The following is a 24,218-nucleotide window of genomic DNA, read 5'->3' as shown; positions in this document are numbered from 1 at the left end:
GCCAGTTCACCCCCGGCACTCCGCCGCGTGAGGGAGCCGGCCGATCCCCCACCCCCTTCCGCGAGGAGCACACGTGATAGACGACCGGCAGATCAGCGACGTCATCGGCAGCACCGCCGTCGGCCCCGACGGCAAGCACGGCAGCGTCGGCGAGGTCTTCCTCGACGACGAGACCGGCCGTCCCGAGTGGGCGACCGTCCGCACCGGCCTGTTCGGCACCAAGGAGGCCTTCGTCCCCCTGGCCGACGCCACGGTCTCCGGCGGCGAGCTGCGCGTCCCCTACGACAAGGCGAAGGTCAAGGGCGCCCCGCACGTCGACGTCTCCGCCGGCCACCTGTCGCCGCAGGAGGAACAGGAGCTCTACCGCTACTACGGCCTGGGCACCTCGGGCACCGCGACCGGTCAGGCGATGACGACCGGGACGACGACCGGTGGCCGCGCCGACCTCAGCGGCCGGGAGGGCATCGTCGGCCGCGACACCTCGGGCCCGACGACCGACGACGCCATGACCCGCTCCGAGGAGCACCTCGACGTGGGCACCCAGCGCGTCGAGGCCGGCCGGGCCCGGCTGCGGAAGTACGTCGTCACGGAGAACGTGAGCCAGACCGTGCCCGTCTCCCACGAGGAGGTCCGGGTCGAGCGCGAGCCCATCACCGACGCCAACATCGGCAACGCGATGGACGGGCCGGCCATCTCCGAGGAGGAGCACGAGGTCGTCCTGCACGCCGAGCGCCCCGTGGTGTCCAAGGAGGCCGCGCCGGTCGAGCGCGTCCGCCTCGACACCCAGACGGTGACCGAGCAGCAGCAGGTCACCGAGCAGGTGCGCAAGGAGCAGATCGAGGTCGACGGCGACGTCGACCCGACGACCCGTCGCCGCTGACCCCACCGCGGACCGGCCGACCCGTCGGCCGGTCCGCACCCGTACTCCCCGATCCCCTCAGGGAGGCACCACGAGCTCCTCTCCCGGCGGCGACGCCACCTCCGGCTCGGTCGTGCTTCGGCCACCCGCGGCAGGGCCCGTGACGCCGTCGACGCGCAGCACGAGCGCTTCGGCGGCATCACGTGGGGAGCGGCCTCCTTCGGCTGGCTGTCCGCCGCCGGTCTGGCCGTGATCCTGCTGGTCGTGCTGTTCCTGGCCCATCTCGCAGGCGGCCACGTCGCCGGGCGCACGGCCCGCTTCGACGGGTCCGGCAGGGCATCGCCGTGTGGGTGATCGGCCCGCTGGTCGTCGTCATCGCCGCCGTCCTCGGCGCGGTGCTCGGCTCGGAGTACGACGTGCTCTCGCAGCTGGACCTGCCCAGCATCCCGATCAGCGGGGACACCCTGACCACCGCCGGGATCGTCGCCGGCCTCGCCGCGCTCCTGGTCACGCTGCTCAGCGCGATCCTGGGCGGCGAGCTCGGTACCCGCCACCACCGCGAGGTCGACCGCGCCGGCTTCGGCGTGTGAGTCCGACACCCGCCCCGGGGGGCCGGTCCCGTCCCGGGGCCGGCCCCACGGTCGTGTCCGGGCCGTGCGCGCGCCGTGGTGTCATGGCTGGCATGAGCGAACCCGGGCCGACGGTCCACGTCGGCGTCCCGGTGGTCCGGGCGGCCGAGCCGCGCGACGTGCCGCGCATCGCCGCCACCCTCACCGTGGCGCTGGCCGAGTCGCGGTGGGTGCGCTGGGCGCTGCCGCTGGACGGGCGCACGCAGCGGCTCACCCGGCTGGCCGAGCTCGACGCCGGGCACCGCGGGGTCGCCACCGGCACCACCTGGGTCAGCGAGGACGTCGACGCCGTCGCCTCCTGGGAGGCCCCCGCCGGGGCCGCGACGCCGGTGCCCGCCGACGTCCGCGCGGCGCTGGAGCGGGAGGTGCCGCGGCTGCACGCCGACCGCGCCGACGCCGTCGCCCGCACCGAGGCCGAGCTCGCCGCCGCGCTGCCCGCCGGTCCGCACTGGCGGCTGCGCGCGCTGGCCACCCGGCCGCGCTCGCGCCGTCGCGGGCTGGGCGGCGCGGTGCTCGCGCCGGCGCTGGCCCGCTGCGACGCCGACGGCGTGCCCGCCGCGCTGGTCGCCCCCGCCTGGGCGGTGGTGCGCTTCGCCCGCGGGCTGGGCTTCGAGGTGACGACGGCGACCCGCTCGGCCGACGGGCAGCTGCCGCTGTGGGTGGCCGTCCGGCCGCCGGGCGTGCCGATGCCGGAGCTCTAGGAGCGCTACTCCCAGCTGCCGCGGCGGCGCTTGAGCTCGCCGCGCCGCTTCTTCTCCGCGATCCGCCGCTCCTGCGAGCCGCGGGTCGGTTTCGTGCGCCGGCGCGGCGGGGGCGGCGCGGCCAGGGCGGCGCGCAGCACCGCGGCCAGCCGCTCGCGCGCGGCGGCCCGGTTGCGCAGCTGCTGGCGGTGCTCGCTCGCCGCGACGGTCAGGACGCCGTCGACCAGCCGCGGGCCCAGCCGCTCGGCCAGCCGCTGCCGCTGCGCGTCGGTCAGCCCGCGCAGCTCCAGCGGCGCGACCGACAGCTCGACGCGGGAGTCGGCGGTGTTGACGCCCTGCCCGCCGGGCCCCGAGGACCGCGAGAAGCGCCAGCCCAGCGCCGCGGCGGGGACGACGAGGGAGCCGGTGACCGGGAGGTCGCCGCCGGTGTCGTCGCTGCCGGGCACCCGCCCAGTCTCACCGACGCGCCTCGCCACCGCGATCACGGCCCCGCGGTGGGGACACGCCGACGACACCCGGCGTCCCGGCCCGCGAGGTCCGTGCTCGCGGAGGTCAGGCCGGGACCGGTGGGACGAGCGCGCCCAGCAGCCGGCGCACGACGTCGACGTCGCCGTCGACGCGCAGGTCGCCGGCGGCCCGGGCGTCGTCGAGGGACCGGCGGCCGAAGGCGACCGGGCGGAGCACCGCCGGCGGGCCGGCCAGGACGGCGTCGGGAGCGCCGGCCGCGCCGCGGACGGCCGACAGCCGGCCGTCGGCGACGGTGAGCGTGACCCGGTCGGGCGCCCCGGGGTCGTCGACCGCGAGCTCCACCCGGGCGGACCAGCCGGCCAGCCGGGCGGGGTCGGCGACGGTGCGCAGCGCCAGCACGAACGCGTCGGCGCCCAGGTCCCCGGCCGAGGTCTGCACCGTGCGCGAGCCCCACCGGCCGAGCGCGAGCAGCACGTCCTCCAGCTCGCGCCCGCGCGGGGTGAGGGCGTAGACCCGCCCGCCGACCGGCGGCCCGGCCACCGGCCGCGTGACGATCCCGGCCGCCTCCAGATCCCGCAGCCGCTGGCTCAGCACGGTCGGGCTGCTGCCGGGCAGCCCGCGCGCCAGGTCGGTGTAGCGCTTGGGACCGAGCAGCAGCTCGCGGACGACGAGCAGCGCCCACCGCTCCCCCACGACGTCGAGGGCGCGGGCGACCCCGCACGGGTCGTCGTAGCTGCGGCGGTCGGGCACGCGGTCGAGGCTACCCCTTGCGCTCTGTCAGACGTAGTCGCTACTACTGAATGCGTAGTGACAAACCCGAGGAGGAGCCGTGGGCACGGTCAGCATCGTCGAGAACGTCAGCCTGGACGGCGTCGTGCAGGCGCCGGCCGCACCGGACGAGGACACCCGCGGTGGGTTCGCCCACGGCGGCTGGTTCGCGCCCTATCCCGACGGCGTCCTCGGCGAGGTCATGGGCCGCGGCTTGGCGGCCGAGGGTGCGATGCTGTTCGGCCGGCGCACCCTCGAGTCGCTGCAGGCCGCGTGGGCGGGCACCACCGACAACCCGTTCGGCCCCGTGCTCGACGCGAAGCGGAAGTACGTCGCCACCCGGGACCCGGGCTACGCGCCGACGTGGGCGAACACCACCGTCCTCGCCGGCGACGCCGCCGCGACCGTCGCCCAGCTCAAGGCGACCGTCGACACCGACCTCACCGTGCTCGGCAGCCCCGACCTGCTGGCCACCCTGCTCCCGGCCGGCCTGGTCGACGACGCGTGGCTCGCCGTCGCGCCGGTCGCCCTGGGCAGCGGCCGCACCCTGTTCCCGGCCGGGGCGCACCTGCGCTGGGAGCTGGTCGAGTCGGTGCCGACGACGACCGGCGTCGTCCTGTCCCACTACCGCCTCGCGCGCTGAGTCCTTCCCCGCCGGCGGGGGCCGTGGTGCGCTGGCCGGCGTGCCACCCACGCTCTACGAGTGGGCCGGCGGCGCCCCGGCCTTCCGGCGCCTGGTCGACGCGTTCTACGACCGGGTCGAGCGGGACGACCTGCTGGGCCCGCTGTTCCCCGGCGGGGTGTCCGAGGCGCACCGCGCGCACGTCACCGCCTGGTGGTGCGAGGTGTTCGGCGGCCCGGCGCTCTACACCGAGCAGCTCGGCGGCTACGAGCGGATGCTCGCCCACCACCGCGGGCTGCGGCTGGTGCCCGAGCAGCGGTTCCGGTTCGCCACGCTGATGAGCCGCGCCGCCGACGACGCCGGCCTGCCCGACGACCCCGAGTTCCGCGCGGCCTTCGTCGGCTACGTCGAGTGGGGCACCCGCCTGGCGCTGGCCAACTCGCAGGACGGCGCCGCCGTCGTCGAGCACGCCCCGGTGCCGCGGTGGGGCTGGGGCGTGGCGCCGCCGTACCGGCCCTCCTGAGGAGGATGGGGCGGTGACCTCCCTGCCCGCCGCGCTCGCCGCCGGCCCGGTCCTGCTCGACGGCGGCCTGTCCACCGAGCTCGAGGCCCGCGGGCACGACGTCGCGTCGGTGCTGTGGTCGGCGCGGCTGCTGCGCGACGACCCGGGCGCCGTCGTCGCCGCGCACGCCGCCTTCGCCGCCGCCGGGGCGCAGGTGGCGACGACGGCGAGCTACCAGGCGACCGTCGAGGGGTTCGCCGCGGTGGGCGTGGACCGGGACGAGGCGCTGGCGCTGGTCGCCCGCTCGGTGGCGCTGGCCCGGGAGGGGGCGCCGGGCGCGTGGGTGGCCGGGTCGGTCGGGCCGTACGGCGCCGCGCTGGCCGACGGCTCGGAGTACACCGGCGCGTACGTGGCCGAGGTCGGCGTCGACCGGCTGCGCGCCTTCCACCGGCCGCGGATGGCCGCGCTCGCCGGCGCCGGCGCCGACGTGCTGGCCTGCGAGACGCTGCCGGCCGCCGCCGAGGTGGAGGCGGTGCTGGCCGAGGCGGCGTCGCTGGGCATGCCGGTGTGGCTGTCGCTGACCACGGTCGTCGGCGCCGACGGCGTGGCGCGCACCCGCCGCGGCGAGCGCGCGGCGGAGGTGTTCGCGCTGGCGCGCGGCGTGCCCGAGGTGGTCGCCGTCGGCGTCAACTGCACCGACCCGGCCGGGGTGCTCCCGGCGCTGGCGGCCGCGGCGGCCGCCGGGGTGCCGCTGGTCGCCTACCCGAACAGCGGCGAGGGGTGGGACGCCGCGGCCCGGCGCTGGACGGGCACCGGCGGCATCGACCCCGGCGACGCCGCGGCGTGGGTCGCCGCCGGCGCGCGGCTGGTCGGCGGCTGCTGCCGGGTGCGCCCGGCCGACGTCGCCGCGCTGGCCCGCACGATCAGGTGAGCTGATCGTGCTGCGACCTGGCTCACCGCCGACGGTGAGCCAGGACGCGGCAGCGCGAGCTCAGCTGATCATCCGCGGACGGCGCTACAGGATCGGGTTGCCGCCGGTCACCGCGACGCGCGCACCCGACACGTAGGACGCCTCGTCGCTGGCCAGCAGCACGTACACCGGCGCGAGCTCGGCCGGCTGACCGGCGCGGCCCATCGGCACCTGCTGGCCGAAGCTGGCCACCTTCTCCTCGGGCATGGTCGCGGGGATCAGCGGCGTCCAGACCGGCCCGGGGGCGACGCTGTTGGCCCGGATGCCCTTCTCGGCGTACATCTGCGCGAGGCTCGCGGTGAAGTTCGCGATGCCGGCCTTGGTCATGGCGTAGGGCGCGAGGCTCGGGCTCGGCATGTCGGAGTTCACCGACGACGAGTTGATGATCGACCCGCCCGCCGGCATGTGCGGGATCACGTCCTTGCAGAGGGTGAACATCGCGGTGAGGTTGGTGGCCACCGTGTAGTCCCACTCCTCGTCGGAGACCTCCTCCAGGCTGTCGTGCGACATCTGGAAGGCGGCGTTGTTCACCAGGACGTCGACCTTGCCGAACTCCTCGACGGCCTTCGGGATGATCGTCTTGGCGTGCGCCCGGTCGGAGATGTCGCCGGGCACCAGCACGCAGCGGCGGCCGGCCTCCTCGACGTACTTCTTGGTGTCCTCGGCGTCCTCGTGCTCGGAGAGGTACGAGATGAGCACGTCGGCGCCCTCGCGGGCGAAGGCGATCGCGACGGCGCGGCCGATGCCGCTGTCGCCGCCGGTGATGACCGCGGCCTTGCCGGCCAGCCGGCCCGACCCGCGGTAGGTCTGCTCACCGTGGTCGGGCTTCGGCTCCATCTCGCCGAGCGTGCCCGGCGGGGTCTGCTGCTGCTCGGGCTGGGACTCGGGGCGGGGTGACGACACGGGGGCTCCTCCTGCTGGCGGGTCCGGCGGGGCGGGTCTGCTCCCCGTCCCGCCCTCGCCGACCCGCCTACCCGTGCGGTCCCGTGCGGAACCCGGGCGGCCTCAGGCCGCGCGCCGCGGCCGCGCCTGCGCGGCCGGCTGCGGCGAGCCCCACCGCATCTCGATCCGGCGACGCCCGTCGGCGTCGGTCACCGTCACCCAGTGGCACTCAGGGCAGTTCTTCTCCAGCATGCGTCTCATCCACCTTCCGTTCACCTTCCGTTCACCTTGATCGACGGAGGCGATCCGCGCCACACCCCACCGGGCGAGTCGTGACCGTTTCGTTACGGCGCCCCGGCGTCGGGGAAGGCCGGGACCGTCGGGCACGCTGTCCCTCACGATGACCGCGACCGCGCCCCTCCCCCTGCTCGACGACCCCGGCGACCTCACCGCCCTCCGGGCGCGCGGCAGCGACCCCGACGAGCTATTCACCTCCTTCGCGGCCTGGGCCGAGGACGGCGGCACGCCGCTGTACCCGCACCAGGAGGAGGCGCTGATCGAGCTGGTCAGCGGCGCGAACGTCGTCCTCGCGACGCCGACCGGGTCGGGCAAGTCCCTGGTGGCCACCGGCGCGCAGTACGCGGCGATGGCGGCCGGACGGCGCAGCTTCTACACCGCGCCGATCAAGGCCCTGGTGAGCGAGAAGTTCTTCGCGCTGTGCGGCGTGTTCGGCGCGGCCAACGTCGGCATGCTCACCGGCGACGCGAGCGTCAACGCCGGCGCGCCGGTCATCGCCTGCACCGCCGAGGTGCTCGCCAACGTGGCGCTGCGCGAGGGCGCCGACGCCGACATCGGCCTCGTCGTCATGGACGAGTTCCACTTCTACGGCGACCCCGACCGCGGCTGGGCCTGGCAGGTGCCGCTGCTGGAGCTGCCCCGGGCGCAGTTCCTGCTGATGAGCGCCACGCTCGGCAACACCGACGCGCTGCGCGAGGACCTCACCCGCCGCACCGGCCGGCCCACCGCGCTGGTCGCCGGCGCCGAGCGCCCGGTCCCCCTGCACCACTGGTACGCGACGACGCCGGCGCACGAGACCATCCAGGAGCTCCTGGACACGAAGCAGGCGCCGGTCTACGTCGTGCACTTCACCCAGGCCCAGGCGCTGGAGCGGGCGCAGGCCCTGATGAGCGTCAACGTGTGCACGAGGGAGGAGAAGGCCGCCATCGCCGAGGCGATCGGCGGGTTCCGGTTCACCTCGGCATTCGGGACGACGCTGTCGCGGCTGGTGCGCCACGGCATCGGCGTCCACCACGCCGGGATGCTGCCCAAGTACCGGCGGCTGGTGGAGCAGCTGGCCCAGGCCGGGCTGCTCAAGGTCATCTGCGGCACCGACACCCTCGGCGTCGGCATCAACGTGCCCATCCGCACCGTCGTGTTCTCCGCGCTGAGCAAGTACGACGGCAGCCGCACCCGGCTGCTCAACGCCCGCGAGTTCCACCAGATCGCCGGGCGGGCCGGGCGCGCGGGCTACGACACCGCGGGCACCGTCGTCGTGCAGGCGCCCGAGCACGAGGTGGAGAACCTCCGGCAGTTCGCCAAGGTCGCCGACGACCCGAAGAAGCGCCGCAAGCTGGTCCGGAAGAAGGCGCCCGAGGGGATGGTGCCGTGGTCGAAGTCGACCATGGAGCGCCTGGTCGCCGCCGAGCCCGAGCCGCTGACCAGCCACATGCGGGTGACGACGGCGATGCTGCTCGACGTCGTCGACCGGCCCGGCGACCCGGTCGCGGCGCTGCGCCGGCTGCTCACCGACAACCACGAGCCGCGCAAGCGGCAGCTGCGGCTCATCCGCGAGGCGGTGGGCATCGCCCGCTCGCTGCTGCAGGCCGGCGTGCTGCAGCGGCTGCCCGAGCCGGAGCCCGACGGCCGCCGGTACCGGCTGACGGTCGACCTGCCGCCGGACTTCGCGCTCAACCAGCCGCTGTCGACGTTCGCCCTCGCCGCGATCGAGCTGCTCGACCCCGCCTCGGACACCTTCGCCCTCGACGTCGTCAGCGTCGTCGAGGCCACCCTCGACGACCCGCGGCAGATCCTGGCCGCGCAGCTGAACAAGGCGCGCGGCGAGGCGGTCGCGCAGATGAAGGCCGAGGGCATCGAGTACGACGAGCGGATCGAGCTGCTCGAGGACGTCACCTACCCGAAGCCGCTCGAGGAGCTGCTCGAGCACGCCTTCGCCGTCTACGTGCGCAGCAACCCGTGGGCCGCCGACGCGCACCCCTCGCCGAAGTCCGTCGTCCGCGAGACGTGGGAGCGGGCGATGACGTTCAAGGAGCTGGTGTCCGCCTACGGGCTGACCCGCTCCGAGGGCGCGGTGCTGCGCTACCTCTCCGACGCGGTGAAGGCGCTGCGGTCCGGCGTGCCCGCGGCCGCGCGCACCGAGGAGGTCACCGACGTCGTCGAGTGGCTCGGCGAGCTGGTGCGGCAGGTGGACTCCAGCCTGCTCGACGAGTGGGAGCAGCTGACCAGCCCGGACCAGCCGCTGGACGAGCCGGTCACCGTCCCGGCGCGGGCCCGGCCGCTCACCGGCAACGAGCGGGCGTTCACCGCGATGGTCCGCAACGCGCTGTTCTCCCGGGTGCAGCTGTGGGCGCGGCGCCGCTGGTACGACCTCGGCGAGCTCGACGCCGGCTCCGGCTGGGACGCCGAGCGGTGGGGCGAGGTGGTCCGCGGCTACTTCGCCGAGCACGCCGAGGTGGGCACCGGCGCCGACGCCCGCGGCCCGGCGCTGCTGGTCTGGGACAGGAGCGAGCCCGGCATCTGGCGGGTGCGGCAGATCCTGGACGACCCGGCCGGCGACCACGACTGGGGCATCGACGCCGAGGTCGACCTGGCCGCCTCGGACGAGGCCGGCGAGCTGGTGCTGCGCGTCGTCGACGCCGGCCGCAAGGACGCCTGACCTCAGGACGGCAGCGGCGTGGCGCGCGCGCAGACCTCCTCGAGCAGGTCCAGCGCCGTCGCCCGCAGCCGCCCCGCCGGGTCGAGGGCGGGGTCGTGGGACGCCAGCGTGAGCGACTCGCGGGCGCCGGCGAGCACGACGTCGCGCTCGGCCAGCGGCACGAACCCCGGGACGCGCGCGGCCAGCGCACGCCAGCAGCGGCCGACCACGACCGCCAGCCCCTGCCCGTCGAGGAAGCCGCCGGTGTCGTCGTCGGGGGTGTTGACGTCGCCGTGGGCGTCGAGCCGGACCGGCCCGATCCGCCGGCCGGACCCGGACAGGCCGGCGAGGACGCCGAGGGTCGTGCCGCGGTTGCCGGACAGCAGCACCGCCCCCGACGAGCGGACCGTGGCCACCGCCGAGGCGACCGCCCGGCAGAGCCCGGAGGCCGTCGTCAGCTCGGCCCGCCCCGCGTCCCCCGGGCGGACCACCTGCTCGGTCACGGCGTGCCCACGCCCGCGCAACCGGTCGGCGGCGCCGCCGCGGGCCAGCGCCGTCGGGCCCGCTCCCATCCGGCGCTCCTCGTGGCCGGAGTCGAACGGGACCCGCAGCAGGTGGACCGGCGGACGTGCCGGGGACCCCGTCACGGGCCGATCCCACCACGGTCCGGGAGCCGCGGCCGGGCCGCGCGGACCGGCGTGCCAGGCTCGACGCCGATGTGCGCATGACCGGACCGGAGATCGCCGCCGTGCTCGCCGCCGGGGGCGCGGCGGGCGCGATCAACGCCGTCGTCGGGTCCGGGACGCTGGTCACCTTCCCGGTGCTGCTGGCCACCGGGCTGCCGCCGGTCACCGCGAGCGTGTCCAACACGCTGGGGCTCGTGCCGGGCAACGTCAGCGGCGCGGTCGGCTACCGCCGCGAGCTCGCCGGGCAGCGGGGACTGGTGCTGCGGCTGCTGCCGGCGTCGGCGCTGGGCGCGCTGACCGGCGCCGTCCTGCTGCTGCACCTGCCGGCGGCGGCGTTCGAGGCGGTGGTGCCGGTGCTGGTCGGGCTGGCCGTCGTGCTGGTCGCCGTCCAGCCGCTGCTGACCCGCCGGCTGGCCGCCCGCCGCACCGACGGCGGCGCGACGCCGCACGGGTGGCGGCTGGCCGGCCTGGTCGCCGGCGCGTACGCGACCGGCAGCTACGGCGGCTACTTCGCCGCCAGCCAGGGCGTGCTGCAGATGGGGGTGTTCGGGCTGCTGCTCGCGGAGCCGCTGCAGCGCCTCAACGCGCTCAAGAACGTGCTCAGCGCCGCGGTGAACGCCGTCGCGGCGACGGCCTACGTCGTCGTCGCCACCGACCGGGTCGACTGGGCGGCCGCCGGGCTGGTCGCCGGCGGCTCCGTGGTCGGCGGCGCGCTCGGCGCCCGGTACGGCCGCCGGCTGCCCGCGGCGGTCCTGCGGACGGCGATCGTCGTCCTGGGCTGCGTCGCCATCGGCGTGCTGGTGGCCCGGTGAACGCGCTGGAGTGGCTGCTGCTGGTCCTCGCCGGGCTCGGCGCCGGGCTGGCCGGCAGCATCGCCGGGCTGGCCTCGCTGGTGAGCTACCCGGCGCTGCTGGCCACCGGGCTGCCGCCGGTGACCGCCAACGTCACCAACACCGTCGCGCTGGTGCTGACCAGCGTGGGGTCGGTGAGCGCGTCCCGGCCGGAGCTGGCCGGGCAGGGCCGGCGGCTGCTGCCGCTGGCCGCCGCCGGGGTGGTCGGCGGGGTGGCGGGCGCGGCGCTGCTGCTGCTCACCCCCGCCGAGGCGTTCGAGCGGCTGGTCCCGCTGCTCATCGGCGGCGCGGCGCTGGCCATCCTGCTGCAGCGGCCGCCGGGCGAGCTGGCCGAGGAGGGCCGCCGGCTGCACGGCGCCCGGGACCCGTGGTGGCTGGTCGCCGGCACCGGCGTCATCGGGGTCTACGGCGGCTACTTCGGCGCCGCCGCCGGGGTGCTGCTGCTCGCGCTCGTGCTGCTGGGCACCGGCGAGGGCCTGCCGCGCAGCAACGCGCTCAAGAACGTCGTCCTGGGGGCGGCGAACGCGGTGGCCGCCGTCGGGTTCGTGGTGCTCGCGCCGGTGGCCTGGAGCGCCGCGCTGCCGCTCGCGCTGGGCTGCCTGGGCGGCGGCCGGCTCGGCCCGCGGGTGGTGCGGCGCGTGCCGCAGACCCTGCTGCGCCGGCTGATCGCGCTCGCCGGGCTGGGGCTGGCCGTCGTCCTCGCCGTGCAGGCCTACGGATGAGGCCCCCTGGTGTGGTGCGGGCGGGGCCGTTTGGACCAAGGTGACCACGGGTCGCGAGGACGACGGTGAGCGGACGCCGGGAGCACCGGCGGCGGGGACGACGGGAGTGGACGGGTGACGGCGAGTGACGCGGCGACGCGGTTCCTGGACGCACTGCAGGACCCGCCCGGCGACGGCGAGGACGGCCCGGAGATGGTGCCCTCCCGGCTGGCCCGGGCGGCGGCGCAGGCGGTCCGGGTGGACGGCGCGGCGCTGAGCATCCACGAGGGCGCCGGCCTGCGGACGCCGATCGGCGCGAGCGACCGCACCACCTCGCGGGCCGAGCAGCTGCAGTTCACCGCCGGCGACGGCCCGTGCCTGCGCGCCCACGACACCGGCAGCGCCATCGTCTTCGACATCGAGGACATCCACCGCAACTGGCCCGAGCTGCACGAGGCGCTGCTCGGCGAGACGCCGTTCCGCGCGGTGTTCTCGGTGCCGCTGGCCCGGCCCCTGGGGCCCACGGTGATCGTCGACCTCTACGCGCGGGAGCTGGCCACGCTCACCGGCGTCCCGCGCGACGACGTCGAGGCGGTCGTCGTGTGCCTGACCGAGGAGCTGGTGCGGGCCTCCGGCGGGGTGGCCGACGAGGGCGGGCACCGGTGGTGGGACTCCCCCGACGCCCGCCGCCGCAGCCGCGTGTGGCAGGCGACCGGCGTGGCCACGGTGGCCCTCGGCCTCGACGTCGTGGACACCCTCACCGTGCTGCGCGCGCACGCCTTCGCCACCGGGCGGGTGGTCGACGACGTGGCCGACGACATCGTCGAGGGCCGGCTCGACCCCGCCACGCTGCGCGACCCGGACGCGGTGGGCTGAGGCGCCCCTACCGGGCGGTGTAGGCGGCGAGGAAGAGCACGAACGCGCTGGAGCCGAGCAGCAGGCGGGCCGGGGTCAGCCCGTTGATCAGCCCCGCGGTCGCCTCGACCCAGGCCGGCCGCACGGCGGCCTCCCGGGCGCCGCGGCGGACCAGCCGCACCTCGTCGGCCAGCAGGGCCCCGGCCGCGCCGAGCATCACCAGCCCGACGACGAGGAACACCAGCGCCAGGCGCTCGGCGAACGCCTCGGCCCGCCCGCCGAGCAGCAGGACGGCGACCACCCCGGCCAGCAGGCCGAGGACCGCGCCGGCGGCCGGCGCCCACGGGCCCATGCGGGTCAGCGGGTCGCTCCGGCGGGCCCGGACCACCGGCGGCCGCCCGGTCACCGGCCCGGTCGGGTGGGGACCGCCCTCGGCGCCGGGCACGGGCCCGCCCGTCGCCGGTCCAACCGCCGCCGGTCCGCCCGCCGCCGGTCCGCCCGGAGGGCCGCCGGGGGCAGGGGCGGCGGTTCCGGGGGACGCCTGGCCGGCCGCGGTCGCCCCGCCCCCACCCGGGTCACCGGGCGGGTACTGCACGGGGGCGGTCGCGGGTGCGGTCGGCGGGGCGGGGTGCGCGGGGACGGCGGGCTCGGTCATCGCCCGCGACGCTAGGACGCCCCTCCGACAGGTCCGCGCAGGTCGGCCGGGCGCGGCGGGACCCGCCGGTCCCGCACCCGGACGACGCGGCGCGCGACCACGCCCCGTCGTCCCGGGATGACGGGGCGTCAGAGCAGCCGGCGGCTGCCCTCGGCGACCACCCGCAGCCAGCGGTACCCGTAGCCCTCGAGCGCCAGCTCCACCGCGCCGTCGTCGCCGATCGGCGTGGTCTGGGTGACCAGCAGGTCCTCCAGCCGGTGCGAGGCGTCGCAGCCGTCGAGCACGAGCGGCACCACGCGCGGCTCGGGGCCGAGGTTGTGCACGGCGACCAGCGTGCCGTCGTCCCACTCGCAGACGTGCGCGAGCACCTCCGGGTGCGGCTGCTCGAGCACCCGGAACGAGCCCCAGCCCAGCTCGGGCGACTCGCGGTAGCGGCGGATGAGCAGCTTCATGAACGACAGCAGCGAGTCCGGGTCGCGGCGCTGGTCGGCGACGTTGACGAACTCCGGGGCGAAGCCGCCGGTGACCACGGACCCGGGCAGCCGGTCGGCGTCGGCGGTGGAGAAGCCGCCGTTGCGCCCGGCGGTCCACTGCATCGGCGTCCGGACGGCCAGCCGGCCCTCGGCGTCGAGGTCCTCGCCCATGCCGATCTCCTCGCCGTAGAAGAGCACCGGCGTGCCGGGCAGCGAGAACAGCAGGCTGTAGACCATGCGCACCCGCCGCGGGTCGCCGTCGAGCATGGGCGGCAGCCGGCGGCGCAGGCCGCGGCCGTAGACCTGCATCCGCTCCTCGGGGCCGAAGGCGGCGAAGACCTCCTTGCGCTCGTCCTCGGAGAGCTTGTCGAGGGTGAGCTCGTCGTGGTTGCGCACGAAGGTCGCCCACTGGCTGTCGGGGTCCACCTCGGGGCGCCCGGTGAGCGCCTGCACCAGCGGGCCGGCGTCGGCGCGGGCCAGCGACAGGTACATCGCCTGCATGCCGACGAAGTCGAACAGCATGGTCAGCTCGTCGCCGTCGTCGCCGCCGAAGAACTCCCGCTGCTGCTCGTGCGGCAGGTTCACCTCGCCGAGCAGCACGCCGCTGCCGGTGCGCCGGCCGACCAGCGAGCGCAGCGCGCGCAGGTACTCGTGCGGGTCGGGGAAGTGCTCGGCGTCGGCGCCGTCGTGGGTCTCGAGGAAGAACGGGACGGCGTCCACGCGGAAGCCCGACAGCCCCAGCTGCAGCCAGAAGCCCATGAGCTTGGCGACCTCGTCGCGCACCCGCGGGTTGGTGACGTCGAGGTCGGGCTGCTCCTTGTAGAAGCGGTGCAGGTACCACTCCCCCGTCGGCTCGTTGCGCGTCCAGACCGAGTCCTCCTGGTCGGGGAAGACGACCTGGTCGGAGGTGTCCGGCGGCTCGTCGTCGCGCCAGACGTAGAAGTCGTGGAAGGGCGCGTCGCGGCTCCGCCGGCCCTGCTGGAACCAGGGGTGCTGGATCGAGGTGTGGTTGACGACGAGGTCGGCGATCACCCGGATGCCGCGGTCGTTGGCGGTGCGGATGACCTCGACCAGGTCGCCGTGCGTGCCCAGCCGCGGGTCGACGCCGTAGAAGTCGGTGATGTCGTAGCCGTCGTCGCGCTCGGCGGTCGGGTAGAAGGGCATCAGCCACAGGCAGGTGACGCCGAGGTCGGCGAGGTGGTCGATCCGCTGCGCCAGGCCGGCGAGGTCGCCACACCCGTCGCCGTTCCAGTCCATGAACGTCTCGACGTCGAGGCAGTACACGACCGCCGTCTTCCACCAGAGGTCCGCCGTGTCCGTGATCCGCACCCGGCGAGCCTGTCGATCACGGCCGCGCGGGGCAACCGGACGGTGCAGGGCCGCTTCGGACGCGGCTACTTCAGGACGGCGGGCTGGGGCTCCTGGTGCGGCCGCAGCGGGTTGACCGCGACGGCCGGCGCGGGCCGGGTGACGTCGAGCCGCGGCAGCACGTGCTCGCCGAACGCGTCGAGGAACGGCTTCTGCTCCTTGCCCACGTGGTGCACGTAGACCTGGTCGAAGCCGAGGTCCACGTACTCGGCGATCCACGCGGCGTGCTGCCCGAGGTCCGAGGACACCCGCACCGCCGTCGTCACGTCCTCGGGGCGGACGTGCGCGCTGGCCTGGTCGAAGGCCGTCGTCGTGTCGAGGTCCCAGCACAGCGGCGGCGCGAACACGTTGCTGCGCCACTGGTCGTGCGCGATGGCCAGCGCGCGGTCCTCGTCGGGGTCCCAGGACACGTGCACCTGGATGGTCAGCGTCCCCTGTCCCCCGGCGTCCCGGTAGGACGAGACGACGTCGCGCAGCACGTCGTGCGGCTGGTTGATGGTGACCAGCCCGTCGGCCCACTCGGCGTGCCGGGCGGCGGTGCGGGCGGTGACGGCGGGGGCGATGAGCGCGGGCTGCTGCTCGGGCAGCGTCCAGATCTGCGCGCGGTCGACGACGACCAGCCCGTCGTGGCTGACCTCCTCGCCGGCCAGCAGCGCGCGGATGACGTCGACGCACTCGCGCAGCCGCGCGTCGCGGATGCCCTTGTTCGGCCACACGTGCCCGGTGACGTGCTCGTTCATGGCCTCGCCCGACCCCAGCGCCACCCAGAACCGGCCGGGGAACATCGCGCCGAGGGTCGCGATCGCCTGGGCGACGATGACCGGGTGGTAGCGCTGGCCGGGGGCGTTGACCGCGCCGAACGGCAGCCCGGTGGTGGCCAGCGCGGCACCCAGCCACGACCACGCGAAGCCCGACTCCCCCTGCCGCGGGTTCCACGGCGTCAGGTGGTCCGAGCACATCGCCGCGGTGAACCCGACCTCCTCGGCGTGCTGCGAGGCGGCCAGGAGCTCGGCCGGGTGGACCTGCTCGTGCGAGTTGTGGAAGCCGATCACGGTCACCGGTCGTGCCTACCCCAGCGCCTGGTCGGCGGCCACAGGACCGCCGGGTGCCGGAACCGCGGCCGGCCGGGCGGGGACGGGAGGAGACCGGCGCCACGCCGCGCCTGCGCTGCGATCACCCGGGCCCGCCGTGAGGATCGGGGGGTGACACGCACCAGCAGCACCGACCGCTGGGGCATCGACGCCACCTGGCTCGACGCCCTCGACGAGGAACACGAGGTCGCCCAGGCCACCATCGACCGCCTGCGGGAGGTGATCGGCGAGCCGCCGGAGGACCTCGAGCACCGGGCGCCCATCGTCGCCCGCCCCGGCGACGTCCTGGAGGTCGACGAGGCCGAGGTGACCCTCGAGGACGGGTCCACCCGGCACGTCGACGGCGAGCTGCCCGCCGACTTCCCGCTGGGCTACCACTGGCTGCAGGAGCCCGGCGGCCCGCGGCGCCGGCTGATCGTGTCCCCCGGCCGGTGCTGGCTGCCCGAGGACCGGGCCTGGGGCTGGGCGGTGCAGCTCTACGCCACCCGCAGCCGCGGCAGCTGGGGCATCGGCGACCTCGCCGACCTGCGCGCCGTCCGCGAGATGGCCGCCGGCCAGGGCGCGGGCTTCGTGCTGATCAACCCGCTGCACGCCGTCGCCCCGACCCCGCAGCAGGAGGCCAGCCCCTACCTGCCGGCCACCCGCCGCTTCCGCAACCCCGTCTACCTCCGCGTCGAGGAGGTCCCCGGCGCCGACCGCGTCGACCTCGACGGCGACGCCGGCCGCGCCCTGTCCGAGGGCGACCTGATCGACCGCGACGCGATCTGGGCGCGCAAGCGCGAGGTCCTGCGCCGGGTGTTCGACGCCACCGGCCGCGACGACCCCGCCTTCCCCGACTGGTGGTGGCACCAGGGGCAGAAGCTGCAGGACTGGGCCACCTGGTGCGCGCTGGCCGACGTCCACGGCCCGGACTGGCACACCTGGCCCGAGGAGCTGCGCGACCCGCGCAGCGGCGCCGTCGGCTCCTTCGTGGCCGGGCACGAGCGCGACGTCGCCTTCCACGCCTGGCTGCAGTGGTGCCTGTCGCTGCAGCTGGAGCGCGCCACCGAGGGGATGACGGTCGTCCAGGACCTGCCGATCGGCGTGGCCGGCGGCGGCGCCGACGCCTGGACCTGGCAGGGGGTGCTCGCGCAGGGCGCGACCGTCGGGGCGCCGCCGGACGAGTTCAACGCGCAGGGCCAGGACTGGGGCTCCCCGCCGCTGGTGCCGTGGCGGCTGCAGGAGTGGGACTACGAGCCGTTCGTCGAGTCGATCCGCGCCACCATGGCCGGCGCCGGCGGCCTGCGGATCGACCACGTCATGGGCCTGTTCCGGCTGTGGTGGGTGCCCTCGGGCGGCAGCGCGGCCGACGGCGCCTACGTCCGCTACCCGGCCGAGGACCTGCTGGACATCGTCGCGCTGGAGAGCCACCGGGCGCAGGCGGTCGTCGTCGGCGAGGACCTGGGCACGGTCGAGGACGGCGTCCGGGAGGCCATGGCCGAGCACGGCATCCTCAGCTACCGGCTGCTGTGGTTCGAGGACGACGACCCGGCCGAGTGGCCCGAGGAGGCGATGGCCGCGATCACCACGCACGACCTGCCGACGGTGGCGGGGCTGTGGACCGGGGCCGACGTCGACGAGCAGCGCGAGCACGGCACCGGCAGCGACGAGGAGCTCGAGCGCGGCCGGCGGTCGCTGCTGGAGCGGCTGCCGGGGCTGCGGGGGAACGCGAAGCCGGAGACGGCGGTGAAGCGGGCGCACGAGCTGCTCGGGCGGGCGCCGTCGCTGCTGCTGTCGGCCACCCTCGACGACGCGCTCGCCGTGCGGCGCCGGCCCAACATGCCCGGCACCACCGACCGGCCCAACTGGTCGCTGCCGCTGCCGGTGGCCGTCGAGGACCTGCCGGGGCACCCGCTGCTGCAGGAGGTCGCGCAGACCCTCGCCGCGGGCGTCCTCGCGACGACCGACCCCGAGGAGGACGCGATCGGCGAGCAGGCCGGCGGGGAGACCCGTCGGGACTGAACGGCCCGCGAGACGAGTCCGGCGCGGCACCCGCTGGGGTGCCGCGCCGGACGCGCGTTCAGGTGCCGGTCGTCAGGACTCGGCGCCGTCCTGCTCGGTGCTGCCGGCGCCGCGGCCCTGGGTCAGGTCCTCGTCCGCGTCGGGACCGCCGACGAGCGTGTCGTCGCCGTTGCCGCCGTCGAGCGTGTCGTCGCCGAAGCCGCCGAGCAGCACGTCGTCGCCGTTCTCGCCGGACAGCGTGTCGTCGCCGGCGCCGCCGCAGATGACGTCGTCGCCGTTGCCGCCGCTGATGGTGTCCTCGCCGCCGAGGCCCATGATCACGTCGACGCCGTTGGTGCCGCGCAGGACGTCGTCCCCGGAGGTGCCGCGGATCGTCGGGGCGAGGCCGTTGCAGCGCTCGTCCAGGTCGATCCCGACCAGCAGCGGGTCGTGGTCGCTGGAGCGGAAGGGGTTCGCCGCGTACAGCGCCTCGTCGCCGGAGTACTGGTAGGCGAAGGACTCGACCGAGTTGATGTTCCAGTGCACCGCACCGGTCACCTTCGCGGTCAGCGACGCGGTGGCCAGGGCGTGGTCGAGCGAGCCGGACAGGTCGTCGAACACGTAGCTGTACCGCGCGGCGTCGAACCGCGAGCCCAGGTCGGTCAGCCCGGCGCCCCGGAGGGCCACGATCGGGTCCTCCTGGGTGTAGGCGTTGTAGTCGCCGAGGGAGATGACGTCGGGGTCCCGCTGCCGCAGCTCGTCGATGAACGCGGCGAGCGACTGGGCCTGGCGGACCCGGTCGCCGTTCCAGGCGCCCTGACCGTCGCCCTTGTCGGCGTTGTCGCCCGTGGCCGAGTCACCCGAGCCCTTGGACTTGAAGTGGTTGGTCACCACGGTGAAGGCGTCGCCGTCCTTGACGAAGGTCTGCGCCTGCGGCTCGCGGGCGTTGTCCCAGACCTCCTCGTCGACCAGGCCGACGGGCTCCCCCACCGGCTGGACGACGCCGGCCTGGTAGATGATCGCGCTGCGGATGACGTCCCGGTCGACGTCGTAGAGCTCCTCCGGCAGCGGGACGTAGGCCCACTTCTCGTACCCCGCGTGCGCGTTGAGGCGGGTCACCAGGTCGGCGAGCGCGGCGTCGGCGTTCCCCGGGTCGCGGCCGGTGGAGTCGGTGTCCTCGATCTCCATCAGCGTCACGACGTCGGCGTCGAGCGCGTTGATCGCCGGGACGATCTTGCCGGCCTGCTGCTCGAACTCCCGCTGGCTGCCGGCCCCCCGGGCGTTGGGGCCGGTGAGCGTCAGGAAGTAGTTCAGGACGTTGAACGCGCCGACCTGCACGTCGCCGCCGACCGCGTCCGGCGCGGCCGGGCGGGTGTTCTGCCCCGCGAAGACACCGGCGGCGGTGCCGTCGGCCGGCTGCAGCCGCCACTGCTCGAAGCCGTAGCCGAGGACCAGCGGCTCGGTGAACGCGAGCTGGTCGCCCACGCGGACCGGGGTCTGCGGCGTCAGGTACGGCCGGGTGGTGACGCTGACCCGGGCGCTGACGCCGTCGTCGAGGACGATGCCGCGCATCGCGTTCTCGGCCGCGATGGCCTCCGCCTCGGCGCCGGGGCGGGCGAGTTCCGTCGGCTGTACGAGCAGGCCGCCCTCGGACAGGGTCAGCTCGCCGAAGCTGGTCAGGTCGAAGACCTCGCTGACGGTGAGCGTGTCGACGGGAGCGACGCGCATGCCCTCGAGCCGCTCACGGACGACGTCGTCGGCGGGCAGGTCGAGCGGGGCGGCCGCGGGGAGGTCCGCGGCGGTGCCGTCGGCGCAGACCGCGACGTCCGTGCGCGCGGTGATCTGCGTCTGACCGCCGAACTCGCTCACGGCGCCGCGCACGGCGACGGTGTCCCCGAGGTCGACCGCGGTGCCCGGGCTGTAGACGAACACGCCGTCCGAGGTGGCGGCGTTCCTGTCGCCGTCGGCGTCCTGCAGGTAGAAGCCGTCGAGACCGGGGACGTCGCCGACGACGACACCCCGCACGGTCACCGCCTGGCCGCCCAGCGGGGTGCTCGCCCCGGTGCCCTGGACGGCGCCGATCTCGTGGGTAGTCGCCACCTCGCAGGAGAACGACGGTGCCGGCGGCGTCGGCGTCGTACCGCTGCCGTTGAGCGTGCCCCTGCTGGCGGGCCCGAGCGCCCACGTGCCCACGAGGTCGGCCGCCGTCGAGAAGGTCCGCGACAGCGACTGCCCGACCGGGGTGGAGTCCGGCTCGCTGCCGATCGGGGTGCTCGTCCGACCGGCCGCCGGGCCGTTGGTGGCCGTGAAGGTCCCCTCGTACGAGAGGAACTCCAGGACGGTGCCGTTCTGCACCAGGGCCACGCCGTCCGGCTCGCCGTTCTGGATGCCACTGCCGGGACCGGCAACCGCCACCGCGGCCGGGGCGTCCGAGGGCGCGGTGACCGCCGGCAGCGTCAGCGTGCCGTAGGAGGCGCCGCCGTTGCCGTTGTAGAGGACGACCGACAACCCGGCCGTGCTCGTACCGGCCGGGATCTGCACCTCGACGAACTCACCGGTGTCGGTGCCGGCGTTGTCGTAGTGGATCTCGGAGATGAACGGCGTGGTGGGCGCGGCCGACGCGGCGGTCGGGAGACCCGTGACGGCGACGGCCACGGCAGCGGCGCCGAGTGCCGCCCGCCGCGCGAGCAGGCGCCGGGAGCCGGTTGATGAGAGCACTGAGGACCCTTCAGGCAGGTGCCAGGACGTGAGCGACGCTAAGCAGCCGCCGTGCACACTCCAACAACGGTTCGTAACGAGCAGGTGACTACCCGCACAAAGTGTGACCCGGATCACCGACATGTCGGCGTGTCACCGAGTCGACACGCCGACACGGCGACATGGCGCCCACGGCCGCCGTCCGAACGCGTGTTCGATCACCGTGCGAGACTGCGCGGGTGGCAGGCGGGATGCAGCGGGGCAGGTCACGGCCGTCGCTCGGCGAGCGGGCCGCGGACTCCGGCGTCGCGCCGGCCCCGGCTCCGGAGGTCCCCCCGCGGCCGCCGGCACGGGAACCGGCGGGCCGGCACTGCTGGGTGCGCACCCCGCCCGGCGCCGACGGGACCGTCCCCGGCCTGCTCGTCGAGTGGCGCCAGTCCGCCGGCGGCTGGCAGGGCCGGGTCGCCTACGCCGTCCCCGGGCCGCACGGCCCGGTGCTCGTCGAGGCGTGGCTGCCGGCGGGGTCGCTCGAGCAGCGCTAGGGGTTTCCCGCCCGTCGCGACGGCTATGGCCTCCGTGACCGATCGACGACGACGCAGCGGAGGCACTGCGATGACCGAACCCGACCGCCCGACCCTCGACGACGTCATGGACACCGAGGAGTCGGCGCCGCGCGACCGTCAGCAGCACGGCAAGACCGACCCGCGGCCCGACGACGACTGGCTGCAGCACCGCACCGAGCAGGAGCGGCAGGCCGTCGGCTCCGACGACGCCGACCCGGCCGGCGCGGAGTTCCACTCCGCCACCGACTGAGGCAGGACCCTCCTGCCCCCCTCGCTCCGCTCGGGGCGGGCCCCTGCAGGAGGGCCGCACAGCACGCCTCCCGTCGAGGGGCGGGTGCCGGAGGGCACCCGCCCCTCAGCCCCGGCCCAGCGCGGTGCTGCGCCCGAGCAGCAGGGCCAGCACCAGCGCCCCGCCGATGCCGGTGCCGGCGACCGCCACCGCGCCCGGCCAGCCCGCGGTCGCCCAGGCCCGGCCGGCCAGCGTGCCGCCCACCGACGAGCCGACGTAGTACCAGAACGAGTACAGCGAGGCGGCCTGCCCGACCGGCCGCTCCCCCAGCGCCGCCCGCGCGGCCACCCAGCCGCTGGCCACGCCGTGCGCGGCGAAGAAGCCGACCGTCAGCACCGCCAGGCCCGTGACGAACAGCGCCAGCGGCGCGGCCAGGGTCAGCGCGAGGCCCGCCGCGGTCACCGCCAGCGCCACCGGGACCACCACCCGCCGCCCCACCCGCTCGGCCAGGCCGCCGGCCACCGGGGAGGCCACCGACCCCAGCAGGTAGGTCAGGAACACCAGGCCGGCCAGCGCGGGCGACAGCCCGTACGGCTGCGCCTCCAGCCGGAACGTGCCCGCGTTGTAGACCGCCACGAACCCGCCCATCAGCAGCGCCGCCAGCCCGTAGAGGCCGAGGAGCACCGGGTCGCCGAAGCCGCGGGCGAGCTGGTGCAGCACCGGCGTCTCTCGCGGCACCGCGACGAACCGGCGCGAGGCCGGCAGCAGCACCCAGACGGCGACCGTGCAGGCCACCGCGAGCCCGGCGATGCCGCCGACCGCCGTCCGCCAGCCGCCGACGTCGGCCAGCACCCCCGCGACCACCCGGCCGCTGAGCCCGCCGATCGCCGTGCCGCCGACGAACAGCCCGATCGCCCGCGAGCTCACCGACGCGTCCAGCTCCTCGCGCAGGTAGGCGACGCCGACGGCGGGCAGCCCGGCCAGCGCGAACCCCTGCAGGCCGCGCAGGGCGAGCAGCGCCTCCCACGCCGGCGCCACCGCGGTCAGCACCGCCAGCCCGCTCGCGACCGCCAGCGCCGCCCGCAGCACCGGCCGGCGGCCGATCCGGTCCGACAGCGGGCCGAGCACGAGCAGCCCCAGCGCCAGGCCCGCCGTCGCCACCGAGACCGACAGCGTCGCCGCGGCCGGCGACACGGCGAAGGCGCGGGTCAGCTCGGGCAGCAGCGCCTGCGGGGCGTAGAGGACGGCGAACACGGCGACGCCGGCGAGGAACACCGCTCCCGACGCGCGGCGCAGCGCGGGGTCGCCGGCCCGGTGCCCCCGCGGCAGCGGCTCCTCCCCGCCCGGTACGGCGGCGGGCGGGGACGGCACGCGCCCATCGTGCCCGGCTGGTGGGATGGCCCCGTGCCCCGCCTCCGGCCCGCCGACGTCGCCTGCTGGGTGGTCAAGACGGCCCGGCCGCCCGAGGCCGTCGTCCCCGGCTGGCGTCCCGGGGAGCCGGCGACGGTCTCCCGCTGCCTGCGCCGCTCCTACCGGCTGGGGCTCATGCGCCCCGGCGACCCGTGCCTGCTGTGGCTGAGCGGCCCCGACCGCCCGGGCGTGCACGCGACCGGGGAGCTCGCCGGCGAGGTCGGCGAGGGCGCGGACGGTCCGGTCGTCGTCGTCCGGCTCACCCTGCTCGCCGCCCCGGTGCCGCGCGGTGACCTGCTGGCCGACCCGGCCGCCCGCGACGCCGAGGTGCTGCGCATGCCCGCCGGCAGCAACCCCTCCTACCTGACGCCCGCGCAGCACGCCGCCGTCCTCGCCCACCTCGGCTGACCGGCCTCCCGCGCGCGAAAGGCGGCCGGGGTGGGGCGCGGGACCGGCTGGGACCATGGGGCGCATGCCCGGCAAGCGGATCACCTGGGGCGCGGTCGCCTGGCTGCTGACCCTCCAGTTCTTCGTCGTCGAGACGGTCGTCCAGGCGCGGTCGGTGCTGCCGTACTCGCGCTCGGCCGACACCATCAGCGCCCTCGGCGACGCCACCCAGCCGGCGCACGCGCTGATGAACGCCTCGTTCGTGGTGCAGGCCGGGCTGATCGGCGCCGGGGCGGTGGCGCTGCTGCCGGTGCTGCGCGGGCGGGCGGCGCGCCCGGCGGTGGGACTGCTCGGCGTGGCCGCGCTCGGGGTGCTGCTGGTCGGCGTCTTCCCGCGGCTGACCTCGCCGGCCCTGCACACCGCCGGCACGGTGCTGTACCTGGTCGGCGGCGGCCTGGGGCTCATCGCGCTGGCCTACGCCGTGCGGCCGTGGTCCGAGGTGCTGGGCACCACCGTCGTGCTGCTCGGCCTGTTCACGACCGCGATGACGGTCTTCTACGGCGCCGGGGTGGTCGAGCTGCTCGGCGAGGGCGGCACCGAGCGCGCCGCGGCGTACGTGCTCCCGATCGGGCTGGCGCTGGCCGGGGCGGGGCTGTGGTGGCTCAGCCGGACCCGCGCGGAGCCCGACACCGGCCGCCCGACCCGGCGGCAGCTGCGGGCGCAGGAGCGCGAGCGGGAGCGGCTGGAGCGGGCCCGGCGCGCCGCCGAGCGGGACGACGCGCTCGAGGCCGCCGCCCGCCGCGCCGACGCGACCCGGGAGACCCCCGCCGACGCCCACGACGACGCCGACGACGACCTGGACCCCGACGACCCGTGGGCCGGCCCGCGCCGGCGCCGGGAGGGCTGACCCGCTCGCGGGCGTCCCCGGCCGCGGCCACG

General features: G+C 76.2%; 25 protein-coding genes. 15 read left to right on the top strand and 10 right to left on the bottom strand.

What is annotated here, in order from left to right:
- Window positions 1–73 precede the first annotated feature (73 nt).
- The 3 genes from ACI79B_RS07155 to ACI79B_RS07145 all read left to right on the top strand — a co-directional run bounded on the left by ACI79B_RS07155 (window position 74) and on the right by ACI79B_RS07145 (window position 2,189).
- Window positions 74–880 carry a DUF2382 domain-containing protein gene (locus ACI79B_RS07155; RefSeq protein ID WP_456930257.1) on the top strand — a complete coding sequence of 269 codons (807 nt, stop codon included), beginning with the start codon at window positions 74–76 and terminating at the stop codon, window positions 878–880.
- Window positions 881–1,209: 329 nt separating this feature from the next.
- Window positions 1,210–1,449: a hypothetical protein gene (locus tag ACI79B_RS07150; RefSeq protein ID WP_456930258.1), complete on the top strand. Its 240-nt coding sequence runs from the start codon at window positions 1,210–1,212 to the stop codon at window positions 1,447–1,449.
- A 92-nt stretch (window positions 1,450–1,541) separates the two neighbouring features.
- Complete coding sequence (locus tag ACI79B_RS07145) at window positions 1,542–2,189, top strand: N-acetyltransferase (RefSeq protein ID WP_456930259.1); 648 nt, start codon at window positions 1,542–1,544, stop codon at window positions 2,187–2,189.
- A 5-nt stretch (window positions 2,190–2,194) separates the two neighbouring features.
- Here the strand turns inward: ACI79B_RS07145 and arfB are convergent, their stop codons facing one another.
- Together arfB and ACI79B_RS07135 are read right to left on the bottom strand one after the other, a co-directional pair.
- Entirely contained in the window at window positions 2,195–2,635 is a 441-nt protein-coding gene (gene arfB, locus ACI79B_RS07140; protein WP_456930260.1) for an alternative ribosome rescue aminoacyl-tRNA hydrolase ArfB, read from the bottom strand.
- A 106-nt stretch (window positions 2,636–2,741) separates the two neighbouring features.
- The gene (locus ACI79B_RS07135) at window positions 2,742–3,407 is read right to left on the bottom strand and encodes a winged helix-turn-helix transcriptional regulator (protein ID WP_456930261.1); all 666 of its coding nucleotides are present in this window, start codon (window positions 3,405–3,407) and stop codon (window positions 2,742–2,744) included.
- Between the two features lie 79 nt (window positions 3,408–3,486).
- Between ACI79B_RS07135 and ACI79B_RS07130 the strand changes: the two genes are divergently transcribed.
- From ACI79B_RS07130 to mmuM, 3 genes are read left to right on the top strand one after another with little or no spacing between them, the layout of a single operon-like run.
- Window positions 3,487–4,068 (top strand): dihydrofolate reductase family protein, encoded by a 582-nt coding sequence (locus ACI79B_RS07130; RefSeq protein WP_456930262.1) that lies wholly within the window; start codon window positions 3,487–3,489, stop codon window positions 4,066–4,068.
- Window positions 4,069–4,108: 40 nt separating this feature from the next.
- Window positions 4,109–4,570, top strand: a complete 462-nt coding sequence (locus ACI79B_RS07125) for a group II truncated hemoglobin (protein WP_456930263.1) — start codon at window positions 4,109–4,111, stop codon at window positions 4,568–4,570.
- A gap of 13 nt (window positions 4,571–4,583) precedes the next feature.
- Window positions 4,584–5,480 carry a homocysteine S-methyltransferase gene (gene mmuM / locus ACI79B_RS07120; RefSeq protein WP_457000087.1) on the top strand — a complete coding sequence of 299 codons (897 nt, stop codon included), beginning with the start codon at window positions 4,584–4,586 and terminating at the stop codon, window positions 5,478–5,480.
- 84 nt (window positions 5,481–5,564) lie between these two features.
- On the opposite strand, the gene ACI79B_RS07115 is transcribed toward mmuM, so the two are convergent.
- Both ACI79B_RS07115 and ACI79B_RS07110 read right to left on the bottom strand, forming a co-directional pair.
- Window positions 5,565–6,422 carry an SDR family oxidoreductase gene (locus tag ACI79B_RS07115; RefSeq protein ID WP_456926828.1) on the bottom strand — a complete coding sequence of 286 codons (858 nt, stop codon included), beginning with the start codon at window positions 6,420–6,422 and terminating at the stop codon, window positions 5,565–5,567.
- Window positions 6,423–6,524: 102 nt separating this feature from the next.
- Window positions 6,525–6,662, bottom strand: a complete 138-nt coding sequence (locus ACI79B_RS07110; RefSeq protein ID WP_456926827.1) for a hypothetical protein — start codon at window positions 6,660–6,662, stop codon at window positions 6,525–6,527.
- A 139-nt stretch (window positions 6,663–6,801) separates the two neighbouring features.
- On the opposite strand from ACI79B_RS07110, the gene ACI79B_RS07105 reads away from it, so the two are divergent.
- Window positions 6,802–9,354 carry a DEAD/DEAH box helicase gene (locus tag ACI79B_RS07105; protein WP_456926826.1) on the top strand — a complete coding sequence of 851 codons (2,553 nt, stop codon included), beginning with the start codon at window positions 6,802–6,804 and terminating at the stop codon, window positions 9,352–9,354.
- Window positions 9,355–9,356: 2 nt separating this feature from the next.
- Here ACI79B_RS07105 and ACI79B_RS07100 read toward each other — a convergent pair whose 3' ends face one another.
- Entirely contained in the window at window positions 9,357–9,980 is a 624-nt protein-coding gene (locus tag ACI79B_RS07100; protein ID WP_456926825.1) for an arginase family protein, read from the bottom strand.
- Window positions 9,981–10,057: 77 nt separating this feature from the next.
- Here ACI79B_RS07100 and ACI79B_RS07095 point away from each other — a divergent pair, with 77 nt between their 5' ends.
- From ACI79B_RS07095 to ACI79B_RS07085, 3 genes are all read left to right on the top strand, one after another.
- Window positions 10,058–10,831, top strand: a complete 774-nt coding sequence (locus tag ACI79B_RS07095; RefSeq protein WP_456926824.1) for a sulfite exporter TauE/SafE family protein — start codon at window positions 10,058–10,060, stop codon at window positions 10,829–10,831.
- The gene (locus ACI79B_RS07090; protein WP_456926823.1) at window positions 10,828–11,592 is read left to right on the top strand and encodes a sulfite exporter TauE/SafE family protein; all 765 of its coding nucleotides are present in this window, start codon (window positions 10,828–10,830) and stop codon (window positions 11,590–11,592) included. The genes ACI79B_RS07095 and ACI79B_RS07090 overlap by 4 nt, the downstream gene beginning before the upstream one ends.
- Window positions 11,593–11,706: 114 nt before the next feature.
- Window positions 11,707–12,447 (top strand): hypothetical protein, encoded by a 741-nt coding sequence (locus ACI79B_RS07085; RefSeq protein ID WP_456926822.1) that lies wholly within the window; start codon window positions 11,707–11,709, stop codon window positions 12,445–12,447.
- Between the two features lie 7 nt (window positions 12,448–12,454).
- On the opposite strand, the gene ACI79B_RS07080 is transcribed toward ACI79B_RS07085, so the two are convergent.
- The 3 genes from ACI79B_RS07080 to ACI79B_RS07070 all read right to left on the bottom strand — a co-directional run bounded on the left by ACI79B_RS07080 (window position 12,455) and on the right by ACI79B_RS07070 (window position 15,980).
- Complete coding sequence (locus tag ACI79B_RS07080; protein WP_456926821.1) at window positions 12,455–12,871, bottom strand: hypothetical protein; 417 nt, start codon at window positions 12,869–12,871, stop codon at window positions 12,455–12,457.
- A 338-nt stretch (window positions 12,872–13,209) separates the two neighbouring features.
- Window positions 13,210–14,883, bottom strand: a complete 1,674-nt coding sequence (locus tag ACI79B_RS07075) for an alpha-amylase family protein (protein WP_456926820.1) — start codon at window positions 14,881–14,883, stop codon at window positions 13,210–13,212.
- Between the two features lie 65 nt (window positions 14,884–14,948).
- Window positions 14,949–15,980, bottom strand: a complete 1,032-nt coding sequence (locus ACI79B_RS07070) for a TIGR03885 family FMN-dependent LLM class oxidoreductase (RefSeq protein WP_456926819.1) — start codon at window positions 15,978–15,980, stop codon at window positions 14,949–14,951.
- A 144-nt stretch (window positions 15,981–16,124) separates the two neighbouring features.
- On the opposite strand from ACI79B_RS07070, the gene malQ reads away from it, so the two are divergent.
- Window positions 16,125–18,014, top strand: a complete 1,890-nt coding sequence (gene malQ / locus ACI79B_RS07065; protein WP_456926818.1) for a 4-alpha-glucanotransferase — start codon at window positions 16,125–16,127, stop codon at window positions 18,012–18,014.
- Window positions 18,015–18,086: 72 nt separating this feature from the next.
- On the opposite strand, the gene ACI79B_RS07060 is transcribed toward malQ, so the two are convergent.
- A complete protein-coding gene (locus tag ACI79B_RS07060) occupies window positions 18,087–20,648 on the bottom strand; it encodes an ExeM/NucH family extracellular endonuclease (protein ID WP_457000085.1) in 2,562 nt (853 codons plus the stop codon).
- Between the two features lie 281 nt (window positions 20,649–20,929).
- Between ACI79B_RS07060 and ACI79B_RS07055 the strand changes: the two genes are divergently transcribed.
- Entirely contained in the window at window positions 20,930–21,232 is a 303-nt protein-coding gene (locus tag ACI79B_RS07055; protein WP_456926816.1) for a hypothetical protein, read from the top strand.
- Window positions 21,233–21,302: 70 nt separating this feature from the next.
- Window positions 21,303–21,503, top strand: coding sequence for a hypothetical protein (locus ACI79B_RS07050; protein WP_387986958.1), 201 nt, complete (start codon window positions 21,303–21,305; stop codon window positions 21,501–21,503).
- Between the two features lie 105 nt (window positions 21,504–21,608).
- Here the strand turns inward: ACI79B_RS07050 and ACI79B_RS07045 are convergent, their stop codons facing one another.
- Window positions 21,609–22,853 (bottom strand): MFS transporter, encoded by a 1,245-nt coding sequence (locus tag ACI79B_RS07045; protein ID WP_456926815.1) that lies wholly within the window; start codon window positions 22,851–22,853, stop codon window positions 21,609–21,611.
- Between the two features lie 33 nt (window positions 22,854–22,886).
- On the opposite strand from ACI79B_RS07045, the gene ACI79B_RS07040 reads away from it, so the two are divergent.
- Complete coding sequence (locus tag ACI79B_RS07040; RefSeq protein WP_456926814.1) at window positions 22,887–23,300, top strand: hypothetical protein; 414 nt, start codon at window positions 22,887–22,889, stop codon at window positions 23,298–23,300.
- A gap of 64 nt (window positions 23,301–23,364) precedes the next feature.
- Window positions 23,365–24,186, top strand: coding sequence for a DUF998 domain-containing protein (locus ACI79B_RS07035; protein ID WP_456926813.1), 822 nt, complete (start codon window positions 23,365–23,367; stop codon window positions 24,184–24,186).
- The last annotated feature ends 32 nt before the right edge of the window (window positions 24,187–24,218 follow it).

It is taken from the genome of Geodermatophilus sp. SYSU D00879 (assembly GCF_054050375.1).
Note: the sequence above shows the minus strand (reverse complement) of the source record. Positions and strands in the feature narration are given on the sequence as shown.